This window comes from Shewanella sp. SG44-6, from assembly GCF_014164185.1.
Lineage (GTDB): Bacteria > Pseudomonadota > Gammaproteobacteria > Enterobacterales > Shewanellaceae > Shewanella > Shewanella vesiculosa.
The window spans coordinates 1-12376 of the sequence record NZ_JACJER010000131.1 but is presented as its reverse complement, the minus strand read 5'-3'; the positions used below and the strand labels follow the sequence as shown (position 1 = coordinate 12376).

Here is a 12376-nt window from a genome sequence, read left to right as displayed (position 1 = left end):
AAAGGATTTTACTTTTTGCACGTCGGGTACTTGAGAACGGTTGTTTGACATAGTATTAGCTTCCACTGCGAATAATTTTACCACTGCGGGCATCAATAATGGTTGATGGCTGACGCTGTTCGCCCAGCTTACCTAAAATCAATGCATCAATTTTATCACTAAAATCTGTGATGATATTTTGTGCATCGACGACCGGTGGCTCACCGGCTAAATTAGCACTTGTCGATACTAAGGGCTTATTAAGGGTGTTACATAACTCTCGCACCACAGGATGTGCTGATATGCGCACAGCTATCGAATCAAATTCACCGCAGAGTAATTTAGATACATGCGGTTTTATTGGCATCACAAAAGTGAAGGGCCCTGGCCACTTTGATTGGGCAAACTGCAACTGCTGCTCCGTTAGCTGAGTCAAATCAAGATAAGGTAGAAGTTGCTCAAATGAACTGGCGACCAAGATTAAGCCTTTCTGCCAAGGACGTTGCTTTACGGCCAATAACTTTTCGATAGCACTGTCGTCATCAGGATCACAACCTAAACCAAATACCGCTTCAGTAGGATAAGCAATAACTCCACCTTGATTGATAACGGAGACGACAGCAGCTGGCTGCAATTGCAACATGGAATTTCCTCGCATCATTTTAATGGTGTAAGCGAAAACTATAAAGCTCGCTTATATTTACAGGATTTTTGCGGACATTCAACTCGACTACCCGCTGCACCTTTACGTTCAACTAAAATCCCGAAGCCACAATCAGGACAAGCTTCATTGTAGGGAGGATAGTTTACGATAAACTTACATTTTGGATAGGCACTGCAAGCAAAAAAAGTCTTACCATAACGACTAGTACGAGATTCAAGGTGACCTTTAGCACACAGAGGACAAGTCAATTTTTCGGCTTGATGAGAATGATCGTGCTTTTCAATATGAGTACATTCAGGGTAGTGAGTGCAACCGATAAAAATACCAAACCGACCAGATTTAACCGCAAGCTCATGACCACACTGCGGACACTGCGACCCACTAATAACTTGAGTCTCTAACGACTCATGTTGCACTAATGGGCGAGTATAATCGCAACTGGGATAATTATTACAGCCGACAAAACTGCCATGCTTACTGTGTTTAACCGACAGTTCAGATCCACAAACAGGACAAAGTTCAAACTCTTTCTCCAGTGCATGCTCGTGGGCAGTAAACAACTGCTGATCAATTTTCGACATCGTGCTCTCAATGAATGATATTGTGAAGATCTAAAAAAGGAGGCTAAGCCTCCTTTGTGTTATGAGTGTAAGCGCCCTTCTGGCTGCTCAAAGATTAAATCTTCCATTTGCTCGTAGGCGGACTCATTTCCAGGCACATTAAATAGTACCATTAATACTACCCATTTGAGATCTTCTAACACTAAAGCGGTTTCGTCTAGCTCCATGACACGGTCAATAACCATTTCACGAGTTTCAACACTGAGTACTTGGATCTGCTCTAAAAACAGTAAAAAACCACGACACTCAACATCTAACTTGTCCATTTCCGCTTTAGTATAAATACGGAATGAATGTTGGGCGTGATTACATAAGTACGGTTTATCACTTTCTTGAAGATCGGCAAGATGCTCTAACCAAGAAAGTGCTTTGATAATATCAACTTGATGAAACCCAGCACGGGTTAACTCTTTCGTGAGTTCATCTTCATCAACTAATAGCTCAATTTCACTATGAACATAATTTTCAAATAAATACATGAGGATATCGAACATGGCTAACTCCTCTTTAGTCTGACGTAACCACCGGGCACTGCTGCAACCCACCCTTGTAACTCAAGTTCAAGCATTTGTATTAACACCAGATCTATTGGTTTTCCACTATCCTCAACCACGGCATCGACTGCAGTTGTTTCATAACCTACACTAGCTAACAGCGGATGAAATGGCAAATCACAAATAGCATTATCCTGTATATGGTGCCGTAGATGCAATTGTTCAAGGTGATAATCGGATAAACAGCTTAATTCTTCTATTATATCGGCAGCAGACTCGACAAGTTTTGCCCCATTTTTAATTAAATCATGACAACCTTGGCTATAGCCGCCTAATACTGATCCTGGCACAGCAAACACTTCACGATTTTGTTCCATTGCCAGCCGAGCACTAATTAACGAACCACTTTTACGACTAGCCTCCACCACAACAGTGCCCAAGCTTAAACCACTAACAATACGATTACGCCGAGGAAAATTCCCCGCAAAGGGCCCTATATCAGGCCAATATTCACTGATAACACAACCAGTATTGATAATGTCTTGATACAAATTTAGATGACGCTTTGGGTATATGCACTCTACCCCACAACCCAGTACAGCCATGGTCGTTCCATTAACCGCTAAAGTCGCTTTATGAGCAGCACCATCAATACCCGTCGCCATACCACTGGTAATGGCAAACCCTTGGCTCGCTAAATGACGAGCCAGATCTGCGGCCATATCTAATCCACCCCGGGAGGCATTTCGACTACCAACAATAGCGACACTAGGTAATACCAGCGATTCTATTGACCCTTTAACAAATAATACCTGTGGAGGATCGCTAATTTGTGCAAGCAATGGAGGGTAAAGCGGATCAGAGAGGGTCACAATATAGTGATTAGGCTGCGAATCAAGCCAGGTTAAAGCTTGTTCTACCTTGTTAAAGTCAATATGGCATTTAGCCAACAAGCTTGCTGGTAGCGGCAAAGCCTGTGGTTCAAATTCAAGACGTTGGCGAATTTCTTCAACGTCCATTTGAGTTAATAATTGTTGAACCCGAGCCGGTCCTAGCCCAGATACTGCACAAACAACTAACCAGTCAACCAACTTATCTGAAATTATTCACCTTTTATGGTCAGTGGGTCGGGTTTCATCAGTTTATCGCCAACACGAACAGGACGATCATTAAACATAATCAAGCCTAAGCTAGTCTTATCAAAAACTTTAAAAATCATCAAATTACCATGAAAAATATCCGGCATTTTATACTCAATATCGTCTGAGAAATTCGCCAATAATTTATCGTAAGAAGAGCGGTCAATGGGGCGAACAGGATTGCCATCATTATCAATAATAATGTTTTCGCCATCACGATACATTGAAAAAACATGCCCAGTCTCAACGCCATCATCGGCGCCACGATCAAGGTAAACGACATCTAACTTACCGGCTTCACGGATGTTACCTATAGTACCGATAATTGAAATTGCAACATTTAAGTCCGCCGCCTTCGGAATGAAATAAGCCGACATTAACGCTTCATCTTCCACTGGCGCAACATGATAGCCACCTTTAGTCTCGCGTAAACTGCTGAGTAATTTAACTTTTGAAACTGCGCCAGACTCAATGACCCGCCCGCTAGAAGCCAAAATAATTTCTTGGCCTAATAATTCACCGCTATCAGCAGCAAAAAACTCACGACCCGTTTGGTACATTGCAACCTTTAGGCCTTGCTCCAGCTGCGCGTTAACATAAACAATATCATCCACCACATGATGAATTGATGGGCTTTCACCGCTCATTACAATTGGTAATCCTGATAACCAAGTCGGATCTACCACTCTATTTTGTACCAAATAAGGTTTAATTAATGCCAGATCAACCGCCGGGATCGGGCCATCCTTAGACTCTACACGGCCTTCAGGACTTTTTTTAACATGTTGCTTAACCACTAAACGAGGCTGACCATCGATAAAGACTAATGTCAGTCTATCGCCTGGATAAATAAGATGTGGGTTGGCAATTTGCGGATTAACTCCCCACAATTTAGGCCAACGCCAAGGATCATTTAAAAAATATCCGGAGATATCCCACAATGTATCGCCTTTTTTAACGACATACGTGTCAGGATGCCCCGCCTTTAAAGTTAATGTATCAGCGTGGGCCACAAAAATATTTAATGATAAAAAAGCAAGTAAAAGTAAGCGTTTCATGGTGCGGTCCATGTTGTTTAGCTCTTTATTAGAGCTTTTTACTGTTATTGAAAGGCGGTAAGGATTAAAATTACCCTTATCGCAATAGCCAGTATAGCTAACTGGCTGAAATTTGACAGACTTGTTAAGAGTTTATATATGCCATTACTTAATGTTTTACGCTTTCCAGATGAACGTTTACGCACTATTGCTCAGCCTGTAACGGATTTCGGTCCAGAGCTACAGACACAAATAGATAACATGCTAGAAACAATGTACCAAGAAAAAGGAATTGGTCTGGCAGCAACTCAAGTAGATTTTCATCAGCAACTGATTGTGATGGATCTACAAGATGATGTTGAACGACCCACAATTTTTATTAATCCACAAATTGTCGCGAGCAGCGGTGACTTGGCCAATGAAGAAGGTTGCTTATCGGTACCGGGGATTTACGCTAAAGTTGATCGCGCCGAGTTTGTCACCTTAAAAGCACTAGATCGTCACGGTAAAGAGTTTACCGTTGAAGCTGATGAGTTGTTTGCTATTTGTATTCAACATGAAATGGATCACTTAAAAGGTAAGTTATTTGTCGATTATTTATCGCCATTGAAACGCCAACGCATTAAAACTAAGCTTGAAAAAGAAGCTCGTTTAGATGCTAGAGAAGCATAGGAATAAATTTGAAACCGTTAAAAATTATCTTTGCCGGTACTCCGGATTTCGCGGCTGGCCATTTACAGGCACTCATAGACTCAGAACATGAGGTGATTGCAGCTTATACCCAACCCGACAGACCTGCTGGGCGAGGTAAGAAACTCACAGCAAGCCCAGTAAAAGATTTGGCGTTAAAAAATGGAATCGCCGTATTCCAACCCAGCTCATTGCGAAATGAAGAGGCGCAAGCAGAATTAGCCAGCCTTAACGCAGATATCATGGTGGTGGTTGCTTACGGATTGATTTTACCAAAGATAGTACTTGATACCCCGCGCTTAGGCTGTATCAATGTTCACGGTTCAATTTTACCGCGCTGGCGCGGAGCGGCACCAATCCAACGGGCATTATGGGCTGGTGATACACAAACCGGTGTCACCATTATGCAGATGGATATTGGCCTAGACACTGGTGATATGCTGCTCAAAACGCATTTACCGATCGAAGATACCGATACCTCAGCCAGCCTTTATGAAAAACTCGCCGAGCAAGGGCCAAAAGCCTTAGTACAGGCACTGTTTGGATTAAGTGAAGGTAGCCTAAAAGCAGAAAAACAAGATGAAACATTGGCTAACTATGCTGAAAAGTTGTCAAAAGAAGAAGCGCGTCTTGATTGGCACAAAAGTGCTAAGCAATTATGGCAAGAAATTCGTGCATTTAATCCTTGGCCAGTAAGCTACTTTGATCATCAACAAAGTAGCATAAAAGTGTGGCAGGCAGATTACAGTCCAGAACTCTGCTCACAAGCGCCAGGGACCATTATAGCCGCGACCAAACAAGGTATTGAAGTCGCCACGGCAGATGGTAAGTTAATCATTAAAACCATGCAGCTGCCTAATAAAAAGCCGCTTGATGTGGCCGATATTCTCAATGCTCGTGGTGATTGGTTTACTGCTGGTATATGTATAAACCAAGAGGCCAACTAGCATGAATGTGCGCGCATTAGCAGCCAAAACGATTTATGAAGTACTTGAAAAAGGTATCTCATTATCGGTCGCACTACCCGATCAGCAACAACACCTCGACAATGGCAAAGACAAAGCCTTACTGGCAGAATTATGTTATGGCGTAATGCGCCAATTACCCCAGTTAGATAAATGTGTAAGTGATTGTTTGGCAAAGCCCTTTAAAGGTAAACAACGTATATTGCATCAATTGTTGATTGTCGGTTGTTACCAGCTTTACTTTACTCGTATACCGGCACATGCGGCGATTTCTGAAACGGCAGAAGCCTGCAGACAGCTTCGTTTTGATGGTTTAGTAAAAGTAGTCAATGGTGTATTGCGGACTATTCAGCGTCAAGACGCCGAACTAAATACTGACTCTGACACCTTACGCTTTAACACTCCGGCTTGGTTTATTAAACGCTTACAACAAGCTTATCCTGACAAATGGCAACATATTATTGAGCAGAGCCACCAGCGTCCACCAATGTGGCTGCGCAATAATCAGCAGTTACAAACACGTGACACTTATTTAGCGGCATTAGCTCAATACGATATTCCAGCTCAAGCAGGCCCAAGCCAAGATGCTATATTGCTTGACTCTGCAAAAGATGTGGCAGCACTACCTGATTTTATGGAAGGTGCCGCATCGGTACAAGATGGCGCCGCACAATGGGCAGCAACCTTACTGGCACCGAAAGCAGATGAACTTGTTTTAGATGCCTGCGCCGCACCAGGTGGCAAAAGTTGCCACTTGCTAGAGCTCGCTCCCAATATCAATTTAGTTGCAGTCGACTTTGATCAAAAACGCCTTGCTCGAGTACAACAAAATCTGGACAGGTTGCATTTAAAAGCGCAACTTATTCACGGCGATGCCGCGGATATCCCATCGTGGTGGCAAGGACAGCAATTTGATCGAATATTACTTGATGCACCTTGCTCTGCTACTGGGGTTATTCGTCGTCACCCAGACATAAAGTGGTTACGAAAAAATAGCGACATTGAAGAATTAGCGAATTTACAAAAACAGATATTAGATCATTGCTGGCAATGGCTTAAACCTGGTGGCACATTGTTGTATGCAACCTGCTCTATTTTACCGCAGGAAAATAGCCAACAAGTTGAACAATTCCTAGAACGAACAGCGGATGCGAGTCTAATACCGATAGAGCAACAAACTCAGCTCGATGACATCGGTTGGCAAATTTTGCCAGGACAAGACAATATGGACGGCTTTTATTACGCGCGCCTAGTTAAAGCAATTTAAGGATGTACCTCAAGCCATGAAAATTATTATTTTAGGGGCTGGACAAGTTGGCGGCACACTCGCTGAGAACTTGGTCGGTGAAAATAACGACATCACACTCGTCGACAGTGATCGAGCTCGACTCAGACTGTTGCAAGATAAATTTGATTTACGTGTTGTTGTCGGTCATGGCGCCCATCCTAATATTTTAAAAGAGGCAGGCGCAGAAGACGCTGACATGCTCATTGCGGTGACTAACAGTGACGAATGCAACATGGCAGCCTGCCAAATCGCTTATAGCCTATTTGGTACCCCCACAAAGATTGCTCGTATTCGCTCAGAAGCGTATTTGGAACTACAAGATAAACTGTTTATTAACAGCGAAATTAAGAGTGGCGATGCTAAACCTCGTGGCGGTTTTATTATAGATCAACTCATCGCCCCCGAGCAGTTAGTAACTACTTACATACAAAGATTAGTTGAGTACCCAGGCGCCCTTCAAGTACTTGAATTCGCAAAAGGAAAACTCAGCCTAGTGGCTGTTAAAGCCTATTATGGTGGTCCACTGGTGGGTAATGCACTTGCGACACTTCGCGAACATATGCCCAATATTGATACCCGGGTTGCCGCTATTTTTAGGCAAGGCCGTCCCATCATGCCGCGTGGCACCACGATTATTGAAGCCGATGATGAAGTCTTTTTCGTCGCCGATAGTCGCCATATTCGTGCCGTGATGAGTGAAATGCAAAAGCTGGATAATTCGTACCGCAATATCATGATTGCCGGTGGCGGTAATATTGGTTTTGGTCTGGCCCAAAAGCTACAACGTACTCATTCAGTTAAATTAATTGAGCACCGTCAAGAGCGTGCTGAGTTGCTGTCAGAAAAACTCGAAAAAACCACAGTGTTTTGTGGTGATGCTTCTGACCAAGAATTATTACTAGAAGAAAATATCGATCAAACTGATGTATTTATTGCGGTCACCAATGACGACGAAGCCAATATTATGTCGGCTTTACTCGCTAAACGTATGGGCGCTAAAAAAGTCATGGTGCTAATCCAACGTGAAGCCTATGTCGATATTGTCCAAGAAGCGAATATTGATATTGCGATATCGCCCCAGCAAGCGACAATTTCAGCGCTGTTAACTCATATTCGTCAAGGTGATATCTGTAATGTGTATTCGTTGCGCCGTGGCGCAGCAGAAGCCATTGAAGCGATTGCCCATGGAGACTCAAGTACATCAAAAGTGGTGGGGAAAAAGATTGGCGACATTAAATTACCACCGGGAACCACCATTGGTGCAATCGTCCGTAATGATGAAGTATTAATGGGCCACGATAAAACCGTGATTGAGCAGGGTGACCATGTCATCTTATTCTTAGTAAATAAGAAGTTCATTGGTGACGTCGAAAAACTATTCCAACCTAGTGCTTTTTTCTTTTAGTTATTATGTTTAACGCCAAACAAATCATTTTTATCCTCGGTATTTTCCTCTCAATACTAACTGGATTTATGTTCGTCCCCATGGCTTTTGCACTATTTTATGGTGAAGAAACTATTGGCGACTTTATGATATCCGGTTTATGTAGCGGATTTATCGCTATTTTGTGCATTCAAAATGGTCGAAACCATCATTTTAATCTCAATATCCGCGACATGTTTATGCTGACGAGTATTACTTGGTTTGTAGTGAGTTTATTTGCCGCACTGCCCTTCACTCTTTATCACGGTATCAATTATACCGACGCGTTCTTTGAGACTATGTCTGGCATTACCACTACAGGCTCGACAGTCATGTCGGGCTTAGACAGCATGGACCGTAGCATTCTAGTATGGCGTTCATTACTACAATGGTTAGGTGGCATTGGGTTTATTGTTATGGCAGTAGCAATTTTGCCGTTTCTCAATGTTGGGGGAATGCGCTTATTTAGAACGGAGTCATCTGACTGGAGCGACAAAACCATTCCTCGCACCCAGCATATGGCTAAACACTTGTTTCTTATTTATGTCGTCCTAACACTGCTGTGTACTGTGTCTTATCACATGGCTGGAATGAGTTGGTTTGATGCCATTAATCATGCCATGACAACATTATCAACTGGTGGATATTCAACATCAGATAGCTCAATGGCAGCCTTTTCGCATTCAGCACATTGGGTAGGTATTGTGTTTATGTTAGCGGGTGGATTACCGTTATTAATGTTTGTACAAACCATACAGCAACGCAGTGTTCGCTTATGGAACGACCAACAAGTCATAGGTTTTTTACGCTTTGTATTACTGGTGTCGTTTTCACTCGCTTTTTGGCTATGGCGAGAACAAGATATAGCGTTTATCGATGCACTAAGATTAGCCAGTTTTAATGTCACTTCAGTGATTACCACCACAGGTTACGGCTTAACTGATTATCAATCATGGGGCGCTGTAGCCAGTGTAGTATTTTTATTTTTAATGTTTATTGGCAGTTGTTCCGGCTCGACATCTGGTGGGATAAAAATATTTCGTTTTCAAATCGCATTCTCCATTATGCGTCAACAAATTAAGCAACAATTCCACCCTAATGGTGTGTTTAAAGACAAATATAATGGCCATCGCATTAATGACGATATTGTCCGCTCAATCATGGCATTTTTTATGCTGATGGTTATCGTCATATTAATGCTGTCAATTACTTTAGTGCTCACAGGCTTAGACCCGATGACGAGCTTTACTGGCGCGATAACGGCTGTGACCAACGTAGGGCCAGGCCTTGGGCCAATTATTGGCCCTGCAGGTAACTTTGCCCCGCTGCCAGATGTCGCAAAATGGGCATTAGCAATAGGTATGTTATTAGGGCGCTTGGAAATACTCACTGTTGCGGTATTGTTTCACCCTAAATTTTGGCGTTTTTAGGTTCCTTAAGCAACCACTGCCGCAGCAGATGCTAAATGGCGAATGTGATCAGCATAGACTTTCACATCCTCCCAGTCGGTATAATCGATAATGGCACTGGGATCTGTAGGTCCATCGGTCATTTTCATAATAAGACGGATCATCAAGCTGTCATACCAAGGCCAGGATGGGTAATCGACTTTACCGGCAATAATTTTGACATCTTGTGGTTTCCACGGCGATAAAGTTAAAAACTTCTGTAGGTATTTATTGTTCTCAGGGATACGTTTTTCAGGTTTGCGAGCCACCACATTAACGCAAAAAAAACTATTGGGAAGTTGCGATAAATGTTGCTGATTTATACGTACAAACTCAAATACCGATTTATGATAAGAGCCATAAAGTACACAAGCACCTAAGGCCACAGCTTGATATTTAGACCACTCAATTGGGATCTTATCGTTAAGATTCACCACATCACAATGATCGCCTTTAGATTGAATTTGCTCTGCAATTGCACGGCTAATGTGTGCGGTGTGGCCACCTCGAGAATAATACAACACTAAAATATTGGCCATTTTGCGGCTCTCATTACTGATTAATTTGCCTCAGTTTGGCAAGAAACGCTTTTTAAAACCTCTGTAATGATCACAAATTAGAAATAGCTCATATATTTAATAGTTAAAATTGAGATCTCGATGATGCGGAAGTATGATGTTAAATAAACACGGCTGTATCCAAACTAGCTGGTCATTAAAAGTCATATAAGGACTCTCATGAAGCAAGATATCGATGTCGCAACAATGCTTAATAATGCAGAAACGGCAGCACAATGGCTCAAAGCCATTGCGAATCCTTACCGCTTAATGATTTTATGTTTACTGCTAGAAAATGAGTTAAGTGTTACAGAGTTAAACGAAACTGTCCCGCTGAGCCAATCTGCCTTGTCACAGCATTTGGCGGTACTGCGAACTCAAGATTTGGTCAACACACGTAAGAGTTCACAAGTCGTTTATTACACACTTAAGAATGAACAAGTTACCGAGGTTATTTCTATTCTACATCGACGCTACTGCGTTTAAAGACTGTGAGGTTTAACCACTATCTAGTTTACACAACATAGGTATTTAAACCATATCGAGCGTTAATAGCGCGTATCATTAGACACGCTATTAATGCTATGAGATTATTTTTGCGCTGCTATCTTTTTAGCATAATCATCCACTTTATCCCAATCAGTAAACTCGAACGTCCCCTTAGTATCAGTCGGTCCTTTGGTCATCCACATGATAAATCGAATCATAAATTTATCGAAGAAACGATAACGAGGATAATCAATTTTACCGGCAAACACCCCTAGCAGCTGAGGCTGCCAAGCGGATAAATCGAGAAACTTCACCATATATGGATTGGTCTTTGGGGTATTTTTCTCAGGTTTTCTTGCCACAACGTTTACGGTAAAGAAACTATTCAGTTTGGTATCAAGTATCGCCTTGTTTTGTGAGGCAAACTTGAACAACTCTGGTCTATGTTTACCGTAGCGAATACTGGCACCTATTACCACTTTATCAGCACAAGCTAATGCATCAGCACTCACCTGTGCCAGATTGACGAGATTAACTTGCTCACCTTGCTCAGTTAATCTTTGTTGAATTTTCTGACAAATGGCTAATGTCTGCCCGTCAACCGTTGAGTATAAAATAAGCGTGTTTAACATTAATTTTTCCAAAATGTTGGAGTGAATAACACCAATAAGGTGAACACCTCTAATCGACCGAATAGCATTGCCATGACCAGTACCCACTTTGCACCGTCTGAAATACTCGCATAATTTGATGCAACGTCACCTAAACCTGGGCCCAAGTTATTGATACTTGCAGCGGTTGCACTGAACGCAGTAATGGCGTCCATATCTAAAGCCATCAAAATCACCATACAGACGACAAAGACTAATGCATAAGCAGAGAAGAATCCCCACACAGCATCAATAATTCTATCCGGCAATGCAGTTGAACCAATTTTTATTGAATACAATGCCTTAGGATGTACTAAGCGTTTAAGCTCACGTGAACCTTGCAGAATAAGTAGAATGAATCGAATCACTTTTATGCCGCCACCTGTTGAGCCTGCACAACCACCAATAAAACTGGAAAATATTAATAAAATAGGCAAAAACAACGGCCAGGAATGAAAACTTTCGGTACCAAAGCCGGCGGTTGTGGAAATAGAAACCACTTGAAAAAAGGCATAATCAAGGGTTTTCTCTGGCGTATCGTAAATACCAGACTGATACAAAGTGATAAAACAAATCGCAGTCAACACCAATTGAATCGCAATAATCACCCTAAACTCAGCATCTTTTAAATACACTTTAACGTTAATGCCACGGCGAGTGAATGCAGCGAAGTGTAAGCTAAAATTGACCGCCGCAATCAGCAAGAATATTGCACAAATCACATTGATCAACGGGCTTTGAAAGTAGCCCATGCTGGCATCATGAGTAGAAAAACCACCAATCGCAATGGTCGAAAACGAATGACAAATAGCATCAAAAGCATCCATACCGGCAAAGTAATATGCCAATGCGCAAGCAGAGGTAAGCATAAAGTATATGTACCACAATGCTTTAGCTGTTTCAGCAATACGCGGTGTCACTTTAGTGTCTTTT

14 protein-coding genes are annotated in these 12376 nt (G+C 42.2%); 6 read left to right on the top strand and 8 right to left on the bottom strand.

Features of this window, described 5'->3' with window-relative positions; genetic code table 11:
* Window positions 1–55: 55 nt before the first annotated feature.
* The 5 genes from H5185_RS18175 to H5185_RS18155 all read right to left on the bottom strand — a co-directional run bounded on the left by H5185_RS18175 (window position 56) and on the right by H5185_RS18155 (window position 3966).
* The gene (locus H5185_RS18175) at window positions 56–622 is read right to left on the bottom strand and encodes an L-threonylcarbamoyladenylate synthase (protein WP_182742795.1); all 567 of its coding nucleotides are present in this window, start codon (window positions 620–622) and stop codon (window positions 56–58) included.
* A 38-nt stretch (window positions 623–660) separates the two neighbouring features.
* Complete coding sequence (locus H5185_RS18170; RefSeq protein WP_182698815.1) at window positions 661–1224, bottom strand: type I DNA topoisomerase; 564 nt, start codon at window positions 1222–1224, stop codon at window positions 661–663.
* Between the two features lie 59 nt (window positions 1225–1283).
* The gene (locus H5185_RS18165; protein WP_124016546.1) at window positions 1284–1757 is read right to left on the bottom strand and encodes a DUF494 family protein; all 474 of its coding nucleotides are present in this window, start codon (window positions 1755–1757) and stop codon (window positions 1284–1286) included.
* A gap of 2 nt (window positions 1758–1759) precedes the next feature.
* A complete protein-coding gene (dprA, locus tag H5185_RS18160; RefSeq protein ID WP_182742796.1) occupies window positions 1760–2776 on the bottom strand; it encodes a DNA-processing protein DprA in 1017 nt (338 codons plus the stop codon).
* Window positions 2777–2859: 83 nt separating this feature from the next.
* On the bottom strand, window positions 2860–3966 hold the full coding sequence (locus tag H5185_RS18155; RefSeq protein ID WP_182742794.1) for a LysM peptidoglycan-binding domain-containing protein: 1107 nt from the start codon (window positions 3964–3966) through the stop codon (window positions 2860–2862).
* Window positions 3967–4092: 126 nt separating this feature from the next.
* On the opposite strand from H5185_RS18155, the gene def reads away from it, so the two are divergent.
* From def to H5185_RS18130, 5 genes are read left to right on the top strand one after another with little or no spacing between them, the layout of a single operon-like run.
* Window positions 4093–4605: a peptide deformylase gene (def, locus tag H5185_RS18150; protein WP_220487684.1), complete on the top strand. Its 513-nt coding sequence runs from the start codon at window positions 4093–4095 to the stop codon at window positions 4603–4605.
* Between the two features lie 8 nt (window positions 4606–4613).
* Window positions 4614–5570 carry a methionyl-tRNA formyltransferase gene (gene fmt / locus H5185_RS18145; RefSeq protein ID WP_182742793.1) on the top strand — a complete coding sequence of 319 codons (957 nt, stop codon included), beginning with the start codon at window positions 4614–4616 and terminating at the stop codon, window positions 5568–5570.
* Window position 5571: 1 nt separating this feature from the next.
* A complete protein-coding gene (gene rsmB, locus H5185_RS18140) occupies window positions 5572–6855 on the top strand; it encodes a 16S rRNA (cytosine(967)-C(5))-methyltransferase RsmB (RefSeq protein WP_182742792.1) in 1284 nt (427 codons plus the stop codon).
* 16 nt (window positions 6856–6871) lie between these two features.
* Window positions 6872–8281, top strand: a complete 1410-nt coding sequence (trkA, locus tag H5185_RS18135) for a Trk system potassium transporter TrkA (protein WP_124016551.1) — start codon at window positions 6872–6874, stop codon at window positions 8279–8281.
* Window positions 8282–8286: 5 nt separating this feature from the next.
* Window positions 8287–9729: a TrkH family potassium uptake protein gene (locus H5185_RS18130; RefSeq protein ID WP_182698819.1), complete on the top strand. Its 1443-nt coding sequence runs from the start codon at window positions 8287–8289 to the stop codon at window positions 9727–9729.
* Between the two features lie 5 nt (window positions 9730–9734).
* Here the strand turns inward: H5185_RS18130 and hemG (H5185_RS18125) are convergent, their stop codons facing one another.
* Window positions 9735–10286: a menaquinone-dependent protoporphyrinogen IX dehydrogenase gene (hemG, locus tag H5185_RS18125; RefSeq protein ID WP_124016553.1), complete on the bottom strand. Its 552-nt coding sequence runs from the start codon at window positions 10284–10286 to the stop codon at window positions 9735–9737.
* Window positions 10287–10484: 198 nt separating this feature from the next.
* Here hemG (H5185_RS18125) and H5185_RS18120 point away from each other — a divergent pair, with 198 nt between their 5' ends.
* A complete protein-coding gene (locus H5185_RS18120; protein ID WP_124016554.1) occupies window positions 10485–10790 on the top strand; it encodes a metalloregulator ArsR/SmtB family transcription factor in 306 nt (101 codons plus the stop codon).
* Window positions 10791–10894: 104 nt separating this feature from the next.
* On the opposite strand, the gene hemG (H5185_RS18115) is transcribed toward H5185_RS18120, so the two are convergent.
* Both hemG (H5185_RS18115) and H5185_RS18110 read right to left on the bottom strand, forming a co-directional pair.
* A complete protein-coding gene (gene hemG, locus H5185_RS18115) occupies window positions 10895–11425 on the bottom strand; it encodes a menaquinone-dependent protoporphyrinogen IX dehydrogenase (RefSeq protein WP_124016555.1) in 531 nt (176 codons plus the stop codon).
* On the bottom strand, window positions 11425–12376 hold a 952-nt coding region (locus tag H5185_RS18110), incomplete at its 5' end, for a potassium transporter TrkG (RefSeq protein ID WP_182742791.1). The genes H5185_RS18110 and hemG (H5185_RS18115), both read right to left, overlap by 1 nt.